27 protein-coding genes are annotated in these 21,887 nt (G+C 43.2%); 17 read left to right on the top strand and 10 right to left on the bottom strand.

Going from position 1 to position 21,887, the window contains the following annotated elements:
* On the top strand, positions 1-297 hold the full coding sequence (locus FFR00_RS18840) for a hypothetical protein (RefSeq protein ID WP_137674968.1): 297 nt from the start codon (positions 1-3) through the stop codon (positions 295-297).
* Here the strand turns inward: FFR00_RS18840 and FFR00_RS18835 are convergent.
* On the bottom strand, positions 294-1,769 hold the full coding sequence (locus FFR00_RS18835; protein ID WP_137674967.1) for an HD-GYP domain-containing protein: 1,476 nt from the start codon (positions 1,767-1,769) through the stop codon (positions 294-296). The two genes, FFR00_RS18840 and FFR00_RS18835, sit on opposite strands and share 4 nt — an antisense overlap.
* Positions 1,770-2,061: 292 nt before the next feature.
* Here FFR00_RS18835 and cysK point away from each other — a divergent pair, with 292 nt between their 5' ends.
* The 9 genes from cysK to FFR00_RS18790 all read left to right on the top strand — a co-directional run bounded on the left by cysK (position 2,062) and on the right by FFR00_RS18790 (position 9,284).
* The gene (gene cysK, locus FFR00_RS18830) at positions 2,062-3,030 is read left to right on the top strand and encodes a cysteine synthase A (protein ID WP_137674966.1); all 969 of its coding nucleotides are present in this window, start codon (positions 2,062-2,064) and stop codon (positions 3,028-3,030) included.
* A 418-nt stretch (positions 3,031-3,448) separates the two neighbouring features.
* Entirely contained in the window at positions 3,449-3,706 is a 258-nt protein-coding gene (locus FFR00_RS18825) for an HPr family phosphocarrier protein (RefSeq protein ID WP_137674965.1), read from the top strand.
* Between the two features lie 47 nt (positions 3,707-3,753).
* A complete protein-coding gene (gene ptsI, locus FFR00_RS18820; protein ID WP_137674964.1) occupies positions 3,754-5,481 on the top strand; it encodes a phosphoenolpyruvate-protein phosphotransferase PtsI in 1,728 nt (575 codons plus the stop codon).
* Between the two features lie 44 nt (positions 5,482-5,525).
* On the top strand, positions 5,526-6,035 hold the full coding sequence (crr, locus tag FFR00_RS18815; protein ID WP_137674963.1) for a PTS glucose transporter subunit IIA: 510 nt from the start codon (positions 5,526-5,528) through the stop codon (positions 6,033-6,035).
* A gap of 154 nt (positions 6,036-6,189) precedes the next feature.
* Positions 6,190-6,555 carry an ArsC family reductase gene (locus FFR00_RS18810; RefSeq protein WP_137674962.1) on the top strand — a complete coding sequence of 122 codons (366 nt, stop codon included), beginning with the start codon at positions 6,190-6,192 and terminating at the stop codon, positions 6,553-6,555.
* Between the two features lie 5 nt (positions 6,556-6,560).
* Positions 6,561-7,697 (top strand): succinyl-diaminopimelate desuccinylase, encoded by a 1,137-nt coding sequence (gene dapE, locus FFR00_RS18805; RefSeq protein WP_137674961.1) that lies wholly within the window; start codon positions 6,561-6,563, stop codon positions 7,695-7,697.
* On the top strand, positions 7,697-8,386 hold the full coding sequence (locus FFR00_RS18800; RefSeq protein WP_137674960.1) for a M15 family metallopeptidase: 690 nt from the start codon (positions 7,697-7,699) through the stop codon (positions 8,384-8,386). Before dapE ends, FFR00_RS18800 begins: the two co-directional genes overlap by 1 nt.
* Entirely contained in the window at positions 8,386-9,087 is a 702-nt protein-coding gene (locus tag FFR00_RS18795; RefSeq protein ID WP_137674959.1) for a hypothetical protein, read from the top strand. Before FFR00_RS18800 ends, FFR00_RS18795 begins: the two co-directional genes overlap by 1 nt.
* 26 nt (positions 9,088-9,113) lie before the next feature.
* Positions 9,114-9,284 carry a DUF2897 family protein gene (locus FFR00_RS18790; protein WP_137674958.1) on the top strand — a complete coding sequence of 57 codons (171 nt, stop codon included), beginning with the start codon at positions 9,114-9,116 and terminating at the stop codon, positions 9,282-9,284.
* Between the two features lie 177 nt (positions 9,285-9,461).
* Here FFR00_RS18790 and FFR00_RS18785 read toward each other — a convergent pair whose 3' ends face one another.
* Both FFR00_RS18785 and bamC read right to left on the bottom strand, forming a co-directional pair.
* Complete coding sequence (locus tag FFR00_RS18785) at positions 9,462-9,827, bottom strand: hypothetical protein (protein WP_137674957.1); 366 nt, start codon at positions 9,825-9,827, stop codon at positions 9,462-9,464.
* 218 nt (positions 9,828-10,045) lie between these two features.
* Complete coding sequence (bamC, locus tag FFR00_RS18780) at positions 10,046-11,233, bottom strand: outer membrane protein assembly factor BamC (RefSeq protein ID WP_137674956.1); 1,188 nt, start codon at positions 11,231-11,233, stop codon at positions 10,046-10,048.
* A gap of 234 nt (positions 11,234-11,467) precedes the next feature.
* Here bamC and FFR00_RS18775 point away from each other — a divergent pair, with 234 nt between their 5' ends.
* Together FFR00_RS18775 and bcp are read left to right on the top strand one after the other, a co-directional pair.
* Entirely contained in the window at positions 11,468-11,995 is a 528-nt protein-coding gene (locus tag FFR00_RS18775) for a glycine cleavage system protein R (RefSeq protein WP_137674955.1), read from the top strand.
* A 24-nt stretch (positions 11,996-12,019) separates the two neighbouring features.
* Positions 12,020-12,484 (top strand): thioredoxin-dependent thiol peroxidase, encoded by a 465-nt coding sequence (gene bcp, locus FFR00_RS18770; protein ID WP_137674954.1) that lies wholly within the window; start codon positions 12,020-12,022, stop codon positions 12,482-12,484.
* A gap of 10 nt (positions 12,485-12,494) precedes the next feature.
* On the opposite strand, the gene FFR00_RS18765 is transcribed toward bcp, so the two are convergent.
* A complete protein-coding gene (locus tag FFR00_RS18765; RefSeq protein ID WP_137674953.1) occupies positions 12,495-13,577 on the bottom strand; it encodes an AI-2E family transporter in 1,083 nt (360 codons plus the stop codon).
* 10 nt (positions 13,578-13,587) lie between these two features.
* On the bottom strand, positions 13,588-13,815 hold the full coding sequence (locus FFR00_RS18760) for a sulfurtransferase TusA family protein (protein ID WP_137674952.1): 228 nt from the start codon (positions 13,813-13,815) through the stop codon (positions 13,588-13,590).
* A gap of 129 nt (positions 13,816-13,944) precedes the next feature.
* Here FFR00_RS18760 and FFR00_RS18755 point away from each other — a divergent pair, with 129 nt between their 5' ends.
* From FFR00_RS18755 to FFR00_RS18745, 3 genes are read left to right on the top strand one after another with little or no spacing between them, the layout of a single operon-like run.
* A complete protein-coding gene (locus FFR00_RS18755) occupies positions 13,945-15,384 on the top strand; it encodes a M48 family metalloprotease (protein WP_137674951.1) in 1,440 nt (479 codons plus the stop codon).
* A gap of 21 nt (positions 15,385-15,405) precedes the next feature.
* The gene (arsC, locus tag FFR00_RS18750) at positions 15,406-15,756 is read left to right on the top strand and encodes an arsenate reductase (glutaredoxin) (RefSeq protein ID WP_137674950.1); all 351 of its coding nucleotides are present in this window, start codon (positions 15,406-15,408) and stop codon (positions 15,754-15,756) included.
* Positions 15,749-16,144 carry a DUF2069 domain-containing protein gene (locus FFR00_RS18745; RefSeq protein ID WP_137674949.1) on the top strand — a complete coding sequence of 132 codons (396 nt, stop codon included), beginning with the start codon at positions 15,749-15,751 and terminating at the stop codon, positions 16,142-16,144. Before arsC ends, FFR00_RS18745 begins: the two co-directional genes overlap by 8 nt.
* On the opposite strand, the gene hda is transcribed toward FFR00_RS18745, so the two are convergent.
* From hda to upp, 3 genes are all read right to left on the bottom strand, one after another.
* Positions 16,141-16,845 carry a DnaA inactivator Hda gene (gene hda, locus FFR00_RS18740; protein ID WP_137674948.1) on the bottom strand — a complete coding sequence of 235 codons (705 nt, stop codon included), beginning with the start codon at positions 16,843-16,845 and terminating at the stop codon, positions 16,141-16,143. The genes FFR00_RS18745 and hda overlap by 4 nt on opposite strands.
* Before the next feature lie 71 nt (positions 16,846-16,916).
* On the bottom strand, positions 16,917-17,912 hold the full coding sequence (locus tag FFR00_RS18735) for a DUF2066 domain-containing protein (protein ID WP_137674947.1): 996 nt from the start codon (positions 17,910-17,912) through the stop codon (positions 16,917-16,919).
* 42 nt (positions 17,913-17,954) lie between these two features.
* Complete coding sequence (gene upp / locus FFR00_RS18730) at positions 17,955-18,581, bottom strand: uracil phosphoribosyltransferase (RefSeq protein WP_137674946.1); 627 nt, start codon at positions 18,579-18,581, stop codon at positions 17,955-17,957.
* Positions 18,582-18,755: 174 nt separating this feature from the next.
* Here upp and purM point away from each other — a divergent pair, with 174 nt between their 5' ends.
* Together purM and purN are read left to right on the top strand one after the other, a co-directional pair.
* Complete coding sequence (purM, locus tag FFR00_RS18725) at positions 18,756-19,796, top strand: phosphoribosylformylglycinamidine cyclo-ligase (protein ID WP_137674945.1); 1,041 nt, start codon at positions 18,756-18,758, stop codon at positions 19,794-19,796.
* An 8-nt stretch (positions 19,797-19,804) separates the two neighbouring features.
* Positions 19,805-20,446, top strand: coding sequence for a phosphoribosylglycinamide formyltransferase (gene purN, locus FFR00_RS18720; protein WP_137674944.1), 642 nt, complete (start codon positions 19,805-19,807; stop codon positions 20,444-20,446).
* 24 nt (positions 20,447-20,470) lie between these two features.
* Here purN and FFR00_RS18715 read toward each other — a convergent pair whose 3' ends face one another.
* Together FFR00_RS18715 and lpcA are read right to left on the bottom strand one after the other, a co-directional pair.
* Positions 20,471-21,235, bottom strand: a complete 765-nt coding sequence (locus FFR00_RS18715) for a class II glutamine amidotransferase (protein WP_137674943.1) — start codon at positions 21,233-21,235, stop codon at positions 20,471-20,473.
* A 38-nt stretch (positions 21,236-21,273) separates the two neighbouring features.
* The gene (gene lpcA, locus FFR00_RS18710) at positions 21,274-21,849 is read right to left on the bottom strand and encodes a D-sedoheptulose 7-phosphate isomerase (RefSeq protein WP_137674942.1); all 576 of its coding nucleotides are present in this window, start codon (positions 21,847-21,849) and stop codon (positions 21,274-21,276) included.
* Positions 21,850-21,887: the final 38 nt, after the last annotated feature.

Here is a 21,887-nt window from a genome sequence, read left to right as displayed (position 1 = left end):
ATGAAAGCAAAATCATTTTTATTATCAGGCCTGTTGTTAAGCCTAAGTGTACTGGGCACACACTCTGTAATGGCTAACACTGTCTTACAAAAAATATCTTACGGCGACGCCAAAGAGATGAACTTAAGTAAAGTGGCGCAAAAAACCTTTTTAAGTGAGTTAGATTTAGATCTTGCAGAAAAAGACGCCGTGGAATGGGCCGCCACGCTAAACGCGACCCACTACTCCGTGTACACCGTAGAGCGTAGCCCAAAACGGGACCGTTACCGGGTGTCTATAGTGGTTTACACCGACTAAGCTGCTTGTCCTGGTTTGTCTTGGTACTGAGCAGCAATCCCTACAAATTGCTGCTCGCAACGGCAAAACGCCTCTACCACTGCTGGGTCAAAATGCTTGCCCTTGCCTTCCAATATTATTTGCTTAGCCTTCTCGTGAGAAAACGCAGGCTTGTACACCCGCTTACTGATTAAGGCATCGTATACATCGGCTAAGGCCATTAATCGCGCACTTAGCGGTATATCACTGCCTGCAGCTCCATGCGGGTAGCCGCTACCATCCCATTTCTCGTGGTGAGATAAAGCAATTTCTTTAGCAAACTTTAAAAACGCCGCATCTTCACTGCCAAAATGACGCTCAGCTTCAGCCAATGCATTAGCGCCTATTTGTGGATGCTGGCGCATAACCAACCATTGCTCATCGTCTAACTTGCCAGGTTTCAGCAAAATCGCATCAGGGATCCCTACCTTGCCAATGTCGTGCAAGGGTGCAGATTTATAAATCAATTCTATATTTTGCTCTGTGAGTAGCTCAACAAACCCTGGCTGGTGTTTCAGTTCTTCGGCTAAAGCTTTCACGTAATATTGAGTACGCAAAATATGGGCGCCGGTTTCGTTGTCACGGGTTTCCGCCAACGAAGCAAGGCTGTGAATAGCAATATCACGAGTTTGATGCAAAGAATGGGTGCTGCGCTGCAAGCTGCTAATCATAGTGTTGGTACGCTGAGCAATAATGCCAAACTCATCGTTACTGCTAACGGTAACTTGCGTATCCAGTTGACCATTTTGGACCATCGCTAAGCTGTTATTTTGATTCTCTAATAACCGCTGTAAGTTTCTTGAGTAAGAAAAAATCACTCTAATAACGTAAGCCATTACCACCGCCAATACAAAGGCTAACTCAGTAACAATGTATCGCTGAGCAAGCGGCAGGGGGTAGCGCTCGCTGCCCACCATAACCAGCCACTCCAAATCTTTATTAATCACCAAAAAGATAACACCCGCTAAAACAAAGGCACTGCTTATTGCAAATACTGAAAGCTTTCTCCCCACAGCAAAGCCCTGTGCCTGAATGGCCAAGTGTTGCTGCGTTTCCTCTAACTCTAAGGCTATTTGCCATTCTTTAAGTAACGCCAAATCGGCAGCGATATAGAAACCCAATGCGCTTAAGCCCATGATTACTTTTAAGTTTGACTCCCAAGGAGGTTCAAACATTAGGCTGTTATACGTCACCACTATCACGCTAATGAACATGAATAAGGCCAGATCGAGTTTAAATTGAGCCGCTACTTGTAACTCTTTGGCTTTTCTCTCAATCCGCAAACAGAAAATACGGCGTAATAACAAGGTAAACATAAAGCCCAGCACGATAGGTAACAACAATTGCAACGGGGTTTGTGCTTCTAAAAAAGGGCACACTTGAATGCCATAAATAGAAAACAATACCAATGCCACAATCCAATGTTTGCTAGCTAATCGAGCGACTTTAACCATTTAGCTTTGCCCTTTTGTCTACGTTAATTCCATGTTCGCTATAGGTTTATACTATAACTAATTTTAATACGTGCTAGAAAAACTCGCCCGACAACTCACTTATTTAGCGTCACAAAAAGTAAACATGTCTGTGCATCAGGGCATATCAATTTATCTCTTAATTACATAACGTTATAAATAAACGTTACTTCCCCTTCGCAAATCGCGCGTTATGCTAGTAATAACAGTGATGCTGCTTAGTGCTAATAACCACTGATTGTAGCAAGCGTATTAACCTAAAAAGGACGTTTCAATGAGTAAGATTTATGAAGACAATTCCCTGACTATCGGTCGTACTCCGCTAGTTCGCCTTAATCGTGTAAGTAAAGGCAACGTATTAGCTAAAGTAGAAAGCCGTAACCCAAGCTTCAGTGTTAAGTGTCGTATTGGCGCAAACCTAGTATGGGATGCAGAGAAAAAAGGCTTGTTGGGTCCAGGTAAAGAAATCATTGAACCAACTAGCGGTAACACCGGTATTGCACTTGCGTTTGTTGCTGCGTCTCGCGGTTACCCAATTACCCTAACCATGCCTAACACCATGAGCCTAGAACGCCGTAAGTTACTGAAAGCACTTGGTGCCAACTTAGTATTGACTGAAGGCGCTAAAGGTATGAAAGGCGCTATTGGCAAAGCTGAAGAAATTCGCGATGGCAACCCAGAAAAATATGTTTTACTGGGCCAATTTGATAACCCAGCTAACCCAGAGATCCACGAAAAAACCACAGGCCCAGAAATTTGGGAAGATACCGATGGTGAGATTGACGTATTGGTAGCCGGTGTTGGTACGGGTGGCACTATTACAGGTGTTAGCCGTTACATTAAGCTAGAGCAAGGTAAAAACATTACTTCTGTTGCTGTTGAACCAGTAGATTCACCGGTAATTGCTCAAGCTAAAGCGGGTGAAGACTTAACGCCTGGTCCACATAAAATCCAAGGTATTGGTGCAGGTTTCATCCCTGGTAACCTAGATTTGGAAATGGTTGACGTGGTTGAGCAAGTCACCAATGAAGACGCGATTGCAATGGCTCAGCGCTTAATGGAAGAAGAAGGCATTTTGGCTGGTATCTCTTCTGGTGCGGCAGTTGTAGCAGCGAATCGCATTGCTGAAAAACCAGAGTATGCAGATAAAAACATCGTTGTTATTCTGCCAAGTTCTGGCGAGCGCTACCTATCAAGTGCTTTGTTTGCTGACACCTTTACTGAACAAGAGAACGTTCAGTAAATATTTCTCAAAGCAAGCGATAAAAAGCGATCCTGTGATGGGTCGCTTTTTTTTTGCAAGAGAAACTTTATTTCCATAGAAAATTAACCAAGACGACTTGTGCAACAAAAACGCAAAAACTATACTCAAAACCGCTGAAAACTGAGCTTTACAATGTATCTGTTTGTAACAAAAGGTATCAAAACAGATACATTGTTCACTTCGACAAATTAGTATAAATACAATAATTACATATACTTAATAGCTAACAAGCTATGTAATTTAACGTAACACAGTACAACTTAGCCTGAAAATTTGACGCAGGTTAAACTTATCGCTCGCGATATGCGTTATTTTTTTCACGAAAACGTTTTACTAATAAACGTCTAAGCTTATATCAATCTTTAGACGACATAATTTAAATTTGAGGAATGTTCGTATGTTTGAGAAAAGTGTTGTTATCACTGCAGAAAATGGTCTTCATACTCGCCCTGCGGCTCAATTCGTTAAAGAAGCCAAAGCATTTTCTAGCGACATCGTAGTAGAAAGCAATGGTAAATCTGCAAGCGCTAAAAGCTTGTTCAAACTACAAACCCTAGGCCTAACTAAAGGCACTAGCGTTGTTATTCGTGCTGAAGGTGAAGACGAAACAGCAGCCGTTGAAAAGCTAGTTGCGTTAATGGATGAACTTGAATAAGTCTTTTTTACAATCCTTTAACAAGTTCAACTAAATAGGTGTAGGTTATGATTTCAGGTATTCTGGCATCTCCAGGAATTTCATTTGGTAAAGCACTATTACTTGCTGAGCAAGCAGTAGTTATTAATCAAGCAAAGATCGATGCAGCGCAAGTAGACAGCGAAGTACAACGCTTTTTCGACGGCAGAAACAAAACGTCGGCGCAGCTCGAAGAAATTAAACAAATGGCAGGTAAAACCTTCGGCGAAGAGAAAGAAGCAATCTTCGAAGGCCATATCATGTTGTTAGAAGATGAAGAGCTTGAAGAAGAAATTCTAGCCTGCATCAAAGACAATTTGGCTAGTGCAGACAAAGCCGCTCACACCATTATTGAGCAAAATGCGCAAATGCTAGCCGAATTAGATGACCCCTATTTAAAAGAGCGTGCGACCGACTTCCGCGATATTGGTTCGCGTTTAGTTAAAAACATTCTCGGTATCGAAATCGTGTCGCTTAGCACTATCACTGAAGAAGTGGTATTGGTAGCTAATGATTTAACGCCGTCTGAAACAGCACAAATAAACCTCGATAAAGTGCTGGGTTTTGTTACCGATATCGGCGGACGAACTTCGCACACCTCAATCATGGCTCGCTCATTAGAGTTACCCGCAATTGTGGGTACTAACGATATTACTCAGCAAGTGAAAAATGGCGACACTATTGCGTTAGACGCCATCAATAACGAAGTAGTAATTAATCCCAGCGATGAACAGTTAGCCACTTATAAGCAGCGCCAGCAAGCCTACTTGGATGAGAAAGCTGAGTTAGCCAAGTTAAAAGACTTACCGGCGATCTCTTTAGACGGTCACCAAATAGAAGTATGTGCCAACATTGGTACCATTAAAGATGTAGACGGTGCACATCGCAACGGTTCAGAAGGTGTTGGTCTTTACCGCACAGAGTTCTTGTTTATGGACCGCGATTCTCTGCCAACTGAAGATGAGCAGTTTGAAGCATACAAAGCCGTTGTAGAAGCAATGCAAGGCCACCCTGTTATTATCCGTACTATGGATATTGGTGGCGACAAAGATCTGCCTTACTTAGATCTTCCAAAAGAAATGAACCCATTCCTGGGCTGGCGCGCCATTCGTATCTTTTTCGACCGTGAAGAGATTATGAACGCACAGTTGCGTGCGCTGCTTCGCGCCTCTGCGTTTGGTAAAGTGCGTATTATGTTCCCGATGATTGTGTCGGTTGAAGAAATCCGCAAACTTAACGGCGTACTAGATACCCTTAAAGCTGATCTTCGCCAAGCAGGTATTGCTTACGATGAAGACGTTGAAGTGGGTGTAATGGTTGAAACACCGGCAGCTGCAGCTATTGCTCACCATTTAATTAAGGAAGTAGACTTCTTTAGTATTGGAACCAACGACTTAACTCAGTACACTCTAGCGGTTGACCGAGGTAACGAACTTATTTCTGCGCTATACAACCCAATGTCTCCAGCGGTGTTAACTCTGATTAAACAGGTTATCGACGCGTCTCATGCTGCAGGCAAGTGGACAGGCATGTGTGGTGAATTAGCCGGTGATGAAACCGCTACTTTGTTATTAATGGGTATGGGACTGGATGAATTTTCAATGAGTGCCATTTCTATACCTCGGATCAAAAAACTGATCCGTAATTCAAATTATGCTGAAGTGAAGCAATTAGCCGACCAAGCATTAGCGCTGCCTACAGCCGCTGAGATTGAAACGTTAGTTGACACTTTTGTTAAACAAAATTCCGTCTGTTAAGATAGTTGCAACTGCACAATACATAAGAATTTAGGAGCGCCACAATGGGTCTATTCGACAAATTCAAGAAAATGGTTTCAGATGATAGTTCAAGCAAAAGCGGTATCGATATTATCGCCCCACTATCTGGCGAAATTGTTCCTATTGAAGAAGTGCCTGATGTAGTATTTGCTGAAAAAATCGTTGGTGATGGCATCGCGATTAAACCTACCGGCAACAAAATGGTTGCACCTTGTGATGGGACCATTGGTAAAATTTTCGAAACTAACCATGCATTTTCGTTGGAATCAACTGACGGTATCGAGATGTTCGTTCACTTTGGTATTGATACAGTTGAGCTGAAAGGCGAAGGTTTCACCCGTATCGCATCTGAAGGTCAAGACGTTAAACAAGGTGATGTTATCATCGAGTTTGATTTAGCCTTGCTAGAAGAAAAAGCAAAATCAACGCTTACTCCAGTGGTAATCTCTAACATGGATGAGATTAAAGAGTTAGTGAAAAAATCAGGCTCTGTCACCATTGCCGAAACGCCAGTACTTACTATTATTAAGTAAGCGCTCGCTACTGTTAAAAACCACGCTTAATTGCGTGGTTTTTTTTGCCTTAAATTTACTGATGTTAATTTATTTCCCCGCTTAAACTTAATTGCCCAATGAGCTTTACTGCTAGCTCTGGTATTCTTAGCCAAAATATAAAAAGGGAACTTACATGTCAGCGTCTAATATCGTTATGTTCGGCATCCCCAACTGCGACACAATAAAAAAAGCCCGCCGTTGGTTAAGCGAACACAACATCGAATTTACCTTCCACGACTACCGTAAAGACGGAGTCACTAAACAACAAATTGGCCAGTGGTGCAAACTGTTGGGTTGGGAAGCTGTACTCAATAAACGCGGTACCACTTACCGACAACTAAGTGATGAGCAAAAAGCGGGTTTAGACGAAAGCGCTGCGATTGATCTACTAGAGCAGTTTCCGGCAATGATAAAACGCCCCTTGCTGCAAGTAGAGCAAAATTTCACTCTAGGCTTTAAAGCCGATCTTTACCAACAACTCTTTTTTCCGGAAGCGTAATTTACATGTCTGATAGCCCCGTTTTACATTTAGCCAAAGATCTCATCAGCCGTCCATCAGTGACCCCTGAAGATTGTGATTGCCAAAAATTGATGGCTGACCGCCTAAGCCCTGCAGGTTTTAACATCGAAGAAATGGTATTTGAAGATACCACCAATATGTGGGCGCGCAGAGGCAACACTGGCCCGCTATTTTGCTTTGCTGGCCACACAGATGTAGTACCACCTGGCCCTGCAGAAAAATGGCATACCCCCCCTTTTGAGCCAACGGTTATTGATGGCGTATTACATGGCCGCGGTGCAGCAGATATGAAAGGTTCGCTAGCCGCAATGGTTGTTGCTACCGAACGATTTGTAGCAGATTACCCCGATCATATAGGCTCTATCGCTTTCTTGATTACGTCTGATGAAGAAGGGCCATTTATCAATGGAACTACCCGCGTGGTAGACACATTAATGGCGCGTAACGAAATTATTGATATGTGTTTAGTAGGCGAGCCTTCTTCTACTCATCGCGTAGGTGATGTTGTTAAAAATGGCCGTCGTGGCTCACTCACTGGTGATATTACGGTTAAGGGTATTCAAGGCCATGTTGCCTATCCTCATTTGGCTAAAAACCCGATTCATGATGCGGCGCCGGCTTTGGCTGAACTCGCAGCAATGCACTGGGATAACGGTAACCAATTTTTCCCACCTACCAGTTTTCAAATTGCCAACATTCACTCGGGTACCGGTGCTTCAAACGTTATTCCAGGCGAATTAGACGTACAATTTAACTTCCGCTATTCAACTGAGCTTACCGACCAAGACATTGTGAAGCGTGTACATAATATCTTTGATAGCCACGGTTTAGATTACCAACTTGATTGGACCTATAACGGCCAACCTTTTTTAACTGAAGAAGGTGACTTTCTAACAGCGGTTAGCGAAGCGGTAACTAAAGTAGCTAAAACAGCGCCCGAGTTACTCACCACTGGTGGTACCTCAGATGGTCGATTCATTGCAAAAATGGGTACTCAAGTGGTAGAGCTTGGGCCAATTAACGCCACCATTCATAAAGTCAACGAGTGCGTAAAAGTAGCTGATTTAGAACAGCTTACAGACATGTACTACGAGCTTTTAGTTAATGTACTAGGCAAATAATGAGCAATGCGTCTAAGCACTTAGGTCTTTACGGACTAAGTAAGGACTTAATGCAGAATGAACCTACTTTAGGCTGGATTCATTGTGCAGTGCTAGATAGCTTGCAAAGTTTAATTGAAGCTGCGAAACAAGATGGCTTCAACTTATGCATTTTTAGCGGCTATAGAGACTTCCATAGGCAATTGCTTATTTGGAATAACAAGTGGAATGGTTTACGCCCGATACTTGATAAAGATAGCCAAGCCTTAAACTTGGCTAGTTTAAGCGACGAGCAAAAAATGCATGCCATTTTACGCTGGTCGGCTTTGCCTGGCACCAGTCGTCACCACTGGGGTTGTGATTTCGATTTTTACAACCCTGATTTGCTGGCACCTAACCAATCTTTAAGCTTGATTCCTCAAGAGTATACTCTTGGAGGTAGCCAATACCCTTTGGCATTATGGCTAGAAAAGCATGCTGCAGAACACGGTTTCTTTTATCCCTATCGGCAATTTCAAGGCGGCGTAGAATTTGAGCCTTGGCATTTAAGCCACCAGCAAACCAGTGCCGCATTACTCAAAGACTTAAATGCTGAGACAGCACTCAGTCACTTACAAGCGGCTGACGCTGCTGGCCTTAACACCATCAAACTTCATATCGATAGCATATTTAGCCAATATGTTACTAACATCTGTTCACCGGAGAACTAATGCCCAGTTTGTACTCAACCTTATTTGTTAGCTTGGTTAGCTGTTCAGCCTTAGCTTTCTTATTGCTTATGCTAGTACTGCATAAAGGCGAACTCTGCCCAGGGCAAACCGGCCGTATCCAGCGCCAATTAAGTACCTTAGTGAGCTTTATTACTTTAGCGGCCTTAAGTGGTTATGAAAGCCAGCAAGCTATTGGTTTAGTGGTATTAGTATTTATCAGTGCATTTTTAGGCTGGGTCTTGAGTTTTAAGCTCAATAAACTGAAACATAAGCGTAGCTTGCCACTCACCTATTGGTGGGCAATGGGGGCTCCGCTATTATTAAGTGCAGCTTACATACTAAGTCAACATGCCTTAATGGTATTTAGCTTTACTGCTTGTGCTGTGGCAATGGCCAACTGGCTAATGGTTAAGGCTAAACATCGACTCACCAGTTTCGACAAATTGCTTCCATTTGTAGGTTTAGCTGCAACAATGGTAAGTCTGATTTGCGTTTGTATATACTTACTCACCAGTGGCCAGCTTGATGAAAATAGCACTTTGGTCAAACAGTTTGTAATAATGAGTACGCTATTACTGGCTGCAACCCTATTGTGGTTAGTGCCCTTATTTAAGAAATCACCACCACCCGCACAATTATTGTTAGTCGTAACGGTGCTTAGCTTTATATCCAGTGTAAACTTACACAAAATAGTAGCTTGATTGAGCGATTAGCAAAGGCGGCCTAAATGAGTACCCCATATGTTATTTTGATCATTGTATTAGTGCTCGGTTTTATTGCTGGAAACATCATGATGTTGAGGCATATGGGCAGCTTTAACATCACTCCAGAGCTACGTAAAAAGATCGAACAAAACAACCGTAAAGCTGACTTAAGAGAAGAGCAAGACGAACAGTAAACTGACTGTTTAAACAGCCCGCCTTGATTTGCTCTGATGTTAATTCCTATCGATACAGGCTGCTGCGCTTAAATCGAATAATCAAAAGCAAGATACCTAGAGAACCTCTAGATACCAAGTAACCTATATCAACATGGTGTAATCAGAGTCACGTTGATGCCGACATAAAAGTTGAACTTAAGGTTGAGCTTTTACCGCGTCCTCGTAAATTTTCCTGGCTTTGATAGAGCCAGCTTGCTCTGCATCTTGAACAAATCTTAATGCCTTTTGATGATCTCCATCGGCAACCGCTTGCACAATAAGCTGCTCAAACATAGCTTCTACTTCTGGCTCGATACTCGACATATGTACATCACTGGTATCGGCATTTGCGCCGATAGTATCAACACTAGAGTGACTGGGCTCAACCTCTTGAATTAGGCCACTTTGCTCTTGGCTTAATGGTTGCTGACCTTCAGGGGCATTGCTAGCTCCCTTATGTTGACTATTACTACACGCACTTAACGCGAGTAAAATACTAACCGCTAAAATTGCTTTCATCATTGTACCTCCATATACAGTATGACTCGCAGAGCTTGGTCTTTAACTTCAGCTACGACTTAATTACCAGGAATAAGTGCCACACTAAGAAACAAAAAGAATTTTACTGTTCGATAGAGCTGTAAAGTAAAAACAATAATTTACAAAAAAGCTCATACTCAGTATAAGAAAAAAGGTCCCATGTGGGACCTTTTTTGTTTCGGCTTAATCGACTAGTGTTATTAGCGTGACAAGCTATCGCTGGTATCAATGCCCATCTTCATTAGAATCGCTAGATAAGGATATAAGGCTTTAACCTCACCTGGTTTAAGCACCACTCCTTCAGCATCTGCTAAGGTAATTTGCGTAACATTACCGTTAGATCCCACAGTGAATAAATAATCTTTCTCTTCAAACTCCATGGTAGTTAGACCATAGGTTTCTAATATTTGCTCTGGAGGACGCTCGTAAGTGAGGTATAAGCTACCTGAGTTTGCAATGTAGTCTGTGATGGTAAAACCAGCCAATGGCAATACTAAACGCAAACGCTTCATGGTTTTATCCATGTCTGCGCGCGCTTTAAAGTAAGAGGCTCCACTATCGTTAACCAAAACCAAGCTTACGGTTTCGTCGAATAGCTGCTCTTTTTCAGTTTCACTCATTGCGGCAATACGAGTTTGCTCGCGCTGCTCGGCTAATTGGGCTTCTAACTCTTCGCGACGGTCATTTACGTAGCCAATTAAACGATTAAGTTCAACCACAGCCAAACGCTGTTTATCAAAATCATCAAGCTCTAGTGCTTCATCGTTACCGTCTCGATAAATTTCACCATCGATAAAGCTAACGCGTAAACCAGCAGTTCGACCATGCGGTTTAACATCTAACTGGTAAGTAAACTTTTGACGTTGTTCCATTACCGTATCGCTAGAAAAAAGCCACCAGTTACCTTCAACCGTTTCGCGGTCAACCAACCAATCAGAGGCAATAAAAGCTTGTTGATCATCTCGTTGAACAACCGTTGATTTACGGTAAGCAATGTAGTCACTAATGGTTTGCATCATGGTGGACTGAGTTTCAACGGCTGATTCTGCTTGTAAAATATCAAACCAAAAAATCAGCCCATCATCCGTATCTTCAATACGACTCCCAGCAATAAGCGGAATAACCTGCACCGGCGCACGTACATCAACTTCTCGACCAAACAGTTCTTCACTGTCAGGTTTAGGTTCAGGGATTACAAACTCAGAACTATATTCAGGAGGGTTAACGCCCGCTGGAATAGCTAAAGGCTCTATTTGAGTGGCCTCTAGGTAATCAAAATTACGTTCGGCTTGGCGATTTTTTTCGCCGGAACTTGAGCACGCGGCAAGGGTGGCCACTAGGCTGCCAAAAAACACGACTTTCATCGTTTGAAAAGAAACTAGTTGCATATCCCACTACATTTACAAACTAAAACATGAACTGGTAAACGGTTTCGTCCAGCGAAAACTATCCAGAGTAAGGGCGCTATACTACTTAGCCACTTTCATAAACACAAGGCGAAAACCGTAAGGGCTTGATACAAACTCCGCTTTTAATACTCCCTCAGTTCTTATCCGCTAGAAATCCCTTCTTTAAGCAAGTATCCTGAGATTCTAAATCTTGCAAAGCATACAAAAAAGAATATGAGTCAGTACCTTGTAGTTACAGCGGTTGGTAGCAACCGCCCGGGCATTGTGAATCAATTAACCCAATTGGTTTCAGGTTGTGGCTGTAATATTGTAGACAGTCGTATGGCCTTGTTTGGCTCCGAGTTTACCCTCATTATGCTGGTATCTGGTACGCATAACGCGATTGTGCAAATAGAAACTCACTTGCCAGTAACTGCACTTGAGCTGCAATTGCTCACAGTAATGAAGAAAACATCACGCCATACACTGATCGATTATTCTCATGCCGCCGTTTTGCAACTGACCTTACCCGATGCTACTGGCGTGATTAGCAAAGTGACCCAGTTTATTAGCGATCACAATATGAGTATGGTGGGCTTAAAGTCTAATCTTTTTACCGAGAAAGGATTGGAAATGCTTCATGCTGAATTTGAAGTAAAGCTAAATCAAGAGCATCAACCAAATATTATTGAACAAGAATTTGCTCAATTGTGCCAAGAGTTAGGCAGCCAACAATTCGACCTGCAATTTTTGTCAAACTAAGCATCATTAAACAAGGAACCTTCGATGAACACATTGACGGCTGGAGCGGCAGCACCGCAATTTGACCTAGCAAACCAAGACGAGAAACGCATTAAGCTTAGCGACTACGCGGGTAAAAAAGTATTAGTCTATTTTTACCCTAAAGCCTTAACACCAGGCTGTACCACTCAAGCTTGTGGTTTACGAGACAGTATTGAACAACTTAAAGATGCCAATACTGTGGTATTTGGAGTGAGCCCAGATCCAGTAAAACGCTTACCTAAGTTTATTGAAAAACATCAACTCAACTTCGATTTACTCTCTGATGAAGACCATGCGGTAGCTGATCAGTTTGGCGTTTGGGGCCTCAAAAAGTTTATGGGCAAAGAATATGACGGTATTCACCGAATTAGCTTTTTAATTGATGAGCAAGGCAAGATTGAGCACGTGTTTAACAAATTCAAGACTAAAGAGCACCACCAAGTAGTGCTCGATTATCTAGCTGGGTAAGCTTATTCATTTAAGGTTGAGGAAGCTCTTCCTCAACTTCTTCAACTTTTTCATGCGGCCATGCATTCATCACTGCTTTTACTAATGTAGCCAGTGGAATGGCAAAAAATACGCCCCAAAACCCCCACAAACCACCAAAAACCAATACCGCTACAATAATGGCCAAAGGATGCAGGTTAACCGCTTCAGAGAAAAGAATCGGTACTAATACGTTACCGTCAATGGTTTGGATAATCCCATAAGCCAAAATTAGGTAGCCAAACTGCGGGCTTAAACCCCACTGAAACAAACCAACCATCGCCACAGGTAGCGTTACCGCAAACGCGCCAATGAAAGGAATCAGAACTGACAGCCCCACTAACACACCGAGTAATGCCGAATAACGTAAATCCATCACCGCAAATACAATATAGCTGGTACCGCCCACGACGAGGATCTCTATAGCTTTACCACGAATATAGTTAATCACTTGGCCATTCATCTCTGACCACACTTGGGTTAACAAGCGACGGTCGTTAGGTAAGAAACGAGTCACACTGCTTAACAGTACTTTTTTATCGCTCAGCATAAAAAACACCATTAATGGCACTAATACGCTGTAAACCAACACGGTTGCTAAGTTAACAATTGAAGAAAAAGAAGACTGTAAAACCTGTTCTCCCATGCCCATTAAGCGAGTTCGTACATTATCGACAACACTTTCTACCAATGCCCCATCAATAAACTCTGGATATTGCTGCGGCAAAGACTCTAACCACTGCTGGCTGCTGTTAAGCATAACTGGGTATTCGGCCACTAGGTTCATACCTTGGCTCCACACTGTGGGTAGCACTCGTAGCACAGTAAAGGTAGCAATCAAGAAGAACACCAATAGTACCAAGGCCGTCGCCAATCCACGCCTAAAGCCATGGCTCGCCAAATAACTTACAGGCCAATCCAATAAATAAGCCAAAACCAATGCAATTAGTAACGGTGCGAGCAAGTTGCCAAAAAAGTACAAAAGCACAAAGCCAATGACTAATACTAAGGCCATGGCCACCGCTTCCGGATCAGAGAACATGCGGTGGTACCAGTTAGATAAGACTTTAAACATAGTTACAGCTTTAATCCTTTAAGGGTTGGACAGTAATGGTGACACTAAAGCGATGTTCATTTTGCTCAATAGTTACAGCATGCCCTAGTCGACGAAAATACTTGGGGATATCACTACGCGATCCACTATCACCTAACAACAATTGTATTTGGTCACCAATTTGAGCCCGTTTAAGCCAAAGCTTACTCTCCAATAACGGATAGGGACACTGGTGTTCTTGGAAATCGAGGCAAAGCATTTGTAATAATTACCATAAAATAACCATGCCATTATTACAGGCTATTGTTCAGGACTCAATTTATAGCTTTTGAATAACAAACAAAATCGGGGTATTCTCGCGATACATATGGAAAGTTATCGGAAATCAATGACGCGTCTCGCCCAATTTCTTATGGCAAGCATACTATTTTGCTATGCCCCGCTCATGTCAGCCAATAATCAATTACCAGAAATCGGTACTGCTGGGGCATCGGCGCTCACCATCGATAAAGAAATTATCTACGGCAATGCCTATATGCGCATTATTCGCGCCAGTAGCCGTATGACCAACGACCCAGTATTGTCCGAATATGTCACTGAGTTAGGCAACCAACTGGTTGCTAAAGCTGATGCCGTACGTACACCATTTAACTTTTTTTTAGTTACCGATAACGAAATTAACGCAGCGGCCTTTCTTGGCGGCTACGTGAAAATTCATACTGGTTTGTTTTTATACGCTGCAACCGAAAGTGAATTTGCCTCTGTTATTGCTCACGAAATAGCTCACGTTACTCAGCGCCATATTGCGCGCAGTATTGAAAACCAAGCGGCGGCACAAAACCTTTCAATGGCAGGTATGCTCGGCTCATTATTGTTAGGCTTAGCTAACCCCGTAGCAGGTATTGCAGCACTGCAAGCCACCATGGCAGCGGGCGTACAAAACTCAATAAACTATACCCGTGCAAATGAGTTTGAGGCAGACCGCATCGGCTTAAGAACCTTAGCAAAGGCCGGTTACGATCCAAGTGGCATGGGAAACTTTTTCGGTAAGCTGTCAGAAAAATATCGCTATGCCAGCAAGCCACCACAAATGTTAATTACTCACCCTCTTCCAGAAACACGAGTAAGTGAAGCCCGAGCACGCGCTAATCAATACCCTAATCGATATGTTGCGCCCTCCCTGTCTTTTCAATTGGCTAAGTCACGAATTATTGTTCGTCACGGCACATTGTCGCCTGCTGACGCCCTTGAGTACTACCAACGGGTTATTCAGCGAAAAGAATACCGGATTGAAGACGCAGCGCTTTACGGTAAATCCCTGGCATTATTTGGAATGGGAAAATACCAAGAATCAAAAACGGTTATTGATGATCTCGCCAAGCGTCATCCAGACAACTTATTTATTATCGATACACAAACTGATATCGACCTAGCGCTTAAACAATACGATTCTGCCATTAAGCGGCTTAAAGTAGCGCAAACTCGTTACCCTAATAACCAAGTCATTGTACTTAACCTTGCTCATGCTTACAGCGAAAACGGTAAGTTTGAAGATGGCGCAAAAACCCTTGACCGCTATTTACGCGAGAAGCCTAACGACGCTCTTGGATGGGGTGAATTAAGCCGTACTCAGCGAAGACTAAATAACTTAGCTGCTAGTCATACGGCGCAGGCAGAGTACTTATCATTACATTCAGATTATCGGCGTGCCATTGATGAGCTACACAGCGCCTATAACCTGACTAAAAATAATCTCGAACAAGCGCGCATTCAGGCGAGAATCGAACAATTCAAACTTGCTGAGCAAGAACTAGAAGCGCTCAACTAAGTTGTTACCAAAGGATTAACCATGTCTAACATTAAAATATTGCATAACCCTCGCTGCTCTAAAAGCCGCCAAACACTACAACTATTGCAAGAAAAAGGTATTGAGCCAGAGGTGGTGCTTTATCTCACAACGCCGCCGAGCGAAGTTGAGATCAACGATATTCTTAAGATGCTGCAGCTTGAGCCTCGCCAACTAATGCGCACAAAAGACGATTTGTACAAAGAGCTTAACTTGGCCGACGCCTCGCTGACTCCTGCGCAACTAGTCGCTGCAATGCATTCAAACCCTAAGCTTATTGAGCGCCCAATTGTAATCAACCAAGGCCAAGCACGCATTGGTCGTCCACCAGAGCAGGTACTTGAGATTGTCTAAATTTAGCACTGCACAACTGCTGATTTTAGCGAAAGGATCATATCTGGCCTTATTGGCTTGGGTGTTAATGTGGCATTTGTGGCTTTCCCCACCCGTCGACATTAGCCTTGGCTTAATGCTGGCATTTTGGGTGGTGCCATTGTTATTTCCACTAAAAGGAATACTCGCCGGTAAGCCTTACACCTATGCTTGGAGTTGCTTTGTATTGCTGCTCTACGTATTGCACAGCACAACCTTATTGGTTGTCTCTGAGAGTGAGCGCTGGTTAGCTGCGGTTGAGTTAGTATTGGTATTAGCAGCCTTTTGGTTTGGCTTACAATACGCAAAACATAAAGGCAAAGAGTTAGGCATCGGCTTAAAAAAGCTAAAAGATAAGTCGCCGGATTAAAGTTCGAGGATTTCTTTTACAAACGGTACGGTAAGTTTGCGCTGTGCGGTAATCGACGCTTGATCGAGCAGATCAAGCTTGGTTAATAATGTAGGCATATCTCGCGACAAACGCTTTAATAAAAAGCGCGCCACTTCTAACGGCATTTTTAACCCACGTAGTTCAGCACGTAGCTGCAAGGCACTCAATTTTTGCTCGTCATCCAACTCATGTAACTTGTAGGTAACGCCCCAGTTTAAACGCGATTGTAAATCGGCTAAACCAAAGGAAAGCTGCGGCGCAGGCGCATTGGCGGTAACAATCAAACGAGTTGTAGAAGCCAGTTCTTTACGACGATTATAAAAATCAAAAATCGCTTCTTCCCAAGCATCAATACCAACAATCGCATCAATGTTATCTAAGCATACTAAGGCCATGCTCTCTAAACCTTCCAACATTTGCGGAGACATTGCCGCATGGAGATCTAAGGGTAAGTACGCACTCGCCGCGCCGACATCTGCCATTTCGGTACAGCTAGCATGCAGTAAATGAGTTCTACCCGAGCCTTCACTGCCCCACAAATAGAGCATCCTCTCGCCTTTATCTAAAGCAAGATTTCGCAGTGCACTTAATAACTGTTGATTATCCCCTGGGTAAAAACTCACCAAGGTTTCATCATCAGGTAAATGTACAGGAAGTGATAATTGCGGGGAAAATGTCAAAGTGTTAAATCAAAGCTGATACAAAAACTTGATGCATTGTACCAGCTCATTATTAAGATGAAAAATGTTTGCTATTGGAAGTAGTAGTACTTGACTCTTAATTCATCAGCCTGAAGCCTTGGCGCGATATCTAAAGAGGCCTGTAAGTCTTCCCAAGGGCTTAATAACTGAACTTCGAAAGTAAAAATGTCGTGCTGAACATGATGCAGCGTTACGCTTGCTACGCTAGGCTGCTGGTTAAGGAAACGTTCTAGCTCAACATACTTGTTGATACTTGTTACATTTGCAAAACTCACTAAGCTTGCTTCAGCTTCACCCTCACCAAGCACCACGCCATAACGTGCAGCCAAACTCGCGCTTACTGCACTCATTGCTTCAGCGCCTACTTGCTCAAGCGACGCCTGTACTTGGCCACTATCTAATTGCACTTGGCTAGTACCGTCAAGTAAGCGCCATTGAATTTGCCAACTTTGACCTTGAGGATATTGTCTAAAGCTTAATATTAATGGCGTTGCGTAGCGCTCACTCGCGGTGTACAGCGGGCCATCAAAGCCCCCCCATACATCATTTACGTTAACCGCCATGCTGTCTTCTAAGTCCATCACAGGTAAGCGAATAGGCAAACCTAATAACTGAGCTTGTTGGCGACTTTGTTGCAGCCACTCTTGCTGAGAGCTGTCTGCCAGTAAATCACGATTAAAGTTTTGCTCATTGGCATACCACAAAATAATGTTTGGACGTTGTTTACCCCACAAACGCAGCTGAGCTTGCATCAATAACTGATTAACTTTGCTCTCGTTAAACAGCACCGAAATAATGTCGTCGCCAAAAGAAAACTGTTGTATATAAGGGTTAATATTACCCTTTGCTTTCGCCACTAAAGCATTTGAGCTACTACTAGCATCTCCAGTTAAGCGCAGCATTAACAATTCAAAAGCGTGTTGCTGATCTTGCTTGTTATCACCAGTAGCGCTTGCTTCAATTCGGTACAAATCGCTTTGCTGCGCAGCACTCACAGGGAAAAACACAAAGGCCAAACTCAGTATTAACAACCACTTTTTAATCACTACACTCTCCTAGAGATTTAATTTCTATAAAACGATGGGACCTTATTTGGTACCAAAGATTTTATCGCCAGCATCACCTAATCCTGGAAGGATGTAGCCTTGCTCGTTTAGCTTTTCATCAATTGATGCAGTATACAAGACCAAATCAGGGTGTGCAGCTTCTAACGCTTTTAAACCTTCTGGTGCTGCTACTAAAACCAATACCACAATGTCTTTACAACCTTGATCTTTCAATAGGTCAATGGTGGCAATCATAGAGCCACCAGTGGCCAACATAGGATCAACCACAATCGCTAAACGCTCATCAATTTGGCCTACAAGTTTATGAAAGTAAGGAACAGGCTCAAGTGTTTCTTCATCACGGTAAATACCTACTACACTGGTTTTAGCTGAAGGCATGTGCTCCAGAACACCGTCCATCATGCCAAGGCCGGCGCGCAAAATAGGCACTACCGTAGCCTTTTTACCTTTAATTTGCTCAACCGTTACAGGGCCATTCCAACCCGCAATGGTTACGTCTTCTATCTCTAGGTTTGCTGTAGCTTCGTAAGTGAGTAGAGCCGATACTTCTCTAGCCAATTCACGAAAACGCTTAGTGCTAATATCAGCTTCGCGCATTAGACCAATTTTATGACGCACTAAGGGATGTTTTACTTCAACAACTTTCATCTCTATTCCTTTGAATTACCGAATTGTGAGCCGCTAGTTTAAATCAGGCTCAATGGGGATATGTTAGCAAATATCAACAAAATGTCTTAGTTATCGTTTAATACTGTTCCAGCGACGCTAAGACTGCTAAAATATCGCGAAATTTTTTTTCCATGTTCGTTGCAAGGTAATCCCGTGACTAAACAAAACACCCCTCTAAGTTATAAAGATGCTGGCGTTGATATCGAAGCTGGTAATGCATTAGTTGAACGTATTAAGAGTGTAAGTAAACGTACGCAGCGCCCTGAAGTAATGGGTGGATTAGGAGGCTTTGGTGCACTTTGTCAATTGCCAACTGGTTACAAAGAACCTGTATTGGTAGCTGGCACCGACGGTGTAGGCACTAAATTGCGTCTTGCATTAGATTTGGAAAAACACGACACCGTTGGTATCGACTTGGTAGCAATGTGTGTAAACGACCTTATTGTACAAGGTGCAGAGCCGTTATTTTTCCTTGATTACTACGCAACCGGTAAGCTAGAAGTAGATACCGCAGCAGACGTAGTGAAAGGTATTGGCCAAGGTTGTGAGCAATCTGGCTGCGCCTTAATTGGTGGCGAAACAGCTGAAATGCCAGGCATGTACCACGGCGATGATTACGACATTGCAGGTTTCTGTGTAGGTGTAGTAGAAAAAGCCGACATTATAGATGGTACTAAAGTCGCTGCGGGTGACGCACTTATCGCTTTAGCGTCTAGCGGTCCGCACTCAAACGGTTACTCGTTAATTCGTAAAATCCTTGAGGTATCAAATGCCGATCCTAAACAAGTATTAGGCGACAGCACCTTAGGTGAAACACTATTAACTCCTACCAAGATTTACGTTAAATCGGTACTGGCTTTGCTTAAGCAATGTGAAGTACACGCTTTATCACACATTACTGGCGGCGGTTTCTGGGAAAACATACCACGCGTATTGCCAGCAGGTGCTAAAGCAGTAGTTGATGAAAACAGCTGGCAGTGGCCTGAAGTGTTCAATTGGTTACAAGAAAACGGCAACGTTGCACGTGAAGAAATGTACCGCACCTTTAACTGTGGTGTAGGTATGGTAATCGCCCTACCAGAAGCAGAAGTTGAAGCCGCACTAGCCTTATTGGCTGAGCATGGCGAATCTGCATGGAAAATTGGCCACATTGAAAATGTTGCTGAAGGTGAAGGCCAAGTAGAATTTAAATAGGATAACTAATGGCTGGCAACATTGTTGTATTAATTTCAGGTTCAGGGACTAACCTGCAAGCCATTATTGATGCCTGTAAAGAGGGGCGTATTAACGCCTCTATTTCTGCGGTAATAAGCAACAAGGCCGATGCGTTTGGTCTTGAGCGTGCCAAGCAGGCAGCAATTAACACGGTAGTTGTAAACCCTAAACAATATAGTGACCGCGAAAGCTACGATATTGCTCTAGCCGAAGCCATTGAGCAGCAACAAGCTGATTTAATTGTAATGGCGGGTTTTATGCGTATTTTAAGTCCACATTTTGTGGAGCGTTTCGCCGGAAAAATGCTGAATATCCACCCTTCATTACTGCCTAAGTACCAAGGCTTACATACCCATCAGCGCGCCATTGATGCTAAAGACCAAGAACACGGTTGTAGCGTACACTTTGTAACAGCAGAGTTAGACGGCGGCCCGGTAGTACTGCAAGCTAAAGTGCCAGTATTTGAAGAAGATAGTGCAGATGACCTAGCCGATAGAGTGCAAGTTCAAGAACATGCTATTTATCCATTAGTGGTAAATTGGTTTATCGAGCAGCGCTTAGTCATGCAAGGTGATTACGCCGAACTCGACGGCCAGCAGTTACCCAGCAGCGGTTACGCAGATAATTAATAAAAGCGCCAATTGGCGCTTTTTTTATTGCAGCTCCCCATCTTTAAACAATACATAAGAACCGCTAGTAATCTTTTGCCATTGTTCGTTATTGGTTAAAGGTTGAGTGGCGATCATCGTCACCACGTCATTGGGCGTGGTTTCTTTATAAAAGTCGATAGTGACATCAGCATCTGCGAGTTGGGCTTCACCAAAAGGTGCGCGTCGCGTAATCCAGTGTAAATTTGTTGAACAATACGCCATCACAAACTCACCGTTACTTAACAGCATATTAAATACGCCTTTCTCGCGTAACTGGTCAGCTAAACTTGCCACAAACTTAAACATTGCAGCCATATTGGCTGGCTTACGTGGGTACTTAATCCGTAATTGCTCTAATAGCCAACAAAAAGCGCGCTCACTGTCGGTATCACCCACCGGACGATAGAAGCCGGTATCAAGTTGCTTATACCCTTTCAGCTGGCCATTGTGCGCATAAGTCCAATTCTGTCCCCAAAGCTCTCGCGTAAAAGGATGAGTATTTTCCAGCGATACACAGCCACGGTTGGCTTGGCGAATATGACCGATAACCGCTTGGCTTTTAATGGGAAAAGCTTGTACCAACTCGGCAACTTTAGATTGGCAACTCGGTGCAGGATCTTTAAAACTGCGACAGCCTTTGCCCTCGTAAAAAGTAATACCCCAGCCGTCAACATGTGGGCCTGTCACTCCACCACGTTGTACTAAACCAGTAAAAGAAAAACAAATATCGGTAGGAACGTTTGCACTCATTCCTAGTAACTCACACATACTGCAACTCGCTTGTTAAATTCTTTAAGGACAATTGCCTACTCAGCCATATACTTTTCAATTAACTGGATCAGAATATGAATCACTTTAATGTGAATCTCTTGAATTCGGTCCGCAAAACCAAAATGCGGTACGCGAATTTCTACATCGGCTTGGCCAGCCATTTTTCCGCCGTCTTTGCCTGACAGAATAATAACTTTCATGCCTTTTGTTTTAGCCATTTCAATCGCTTTAACAATATTGCCAGAGTTACCACTGGTGCTTATCCCAAATAGTACATCTCCAGGTTGGCCTAAACCTTCTAGATAGCGCGAAAATACAAATTCGTAACCGTAATCATTACTCACACATGACAAATGACTTGGATCAGAGATAGCGATGGCAGGGTACGCCGGACGGTTTTCTCGGTAGCGGCCAGTAAGCTCTTCGGCAAAATGCATTGCATCACAATGCGAGCCACCGTTACCACACGCGAGCACTTTACCTTGCTGTTTAAAACTATCTGCCAGCATGCGGGCTGCTTGCTCAATAGCATCAATATTTTTTTCATCGGCAATAAATGCGTTTAATACCGTGGCAGCTTCTTGTAACTCTTCAACAATCAGTTTTTTCATCTAGGTTATCCCTTAGGGGGCAAGGCGTGTTAATTCCC

It is taken from the genome of Agarivorans sp. Toyoura001 (genome assembly GCF_005405585.1).
Classification (GTDB): domain Bacteria; phylum Pseudomonadota; class Gammaproteobacteria; order Enterobacterales; family Celerinatantimonadaceae; genus Agarivorans.
The sequence above is the reverse complement of the archived record's forward strand: the minus strand, read 5'-3'. Positions and strand labels throughout refer to the sequence as shown.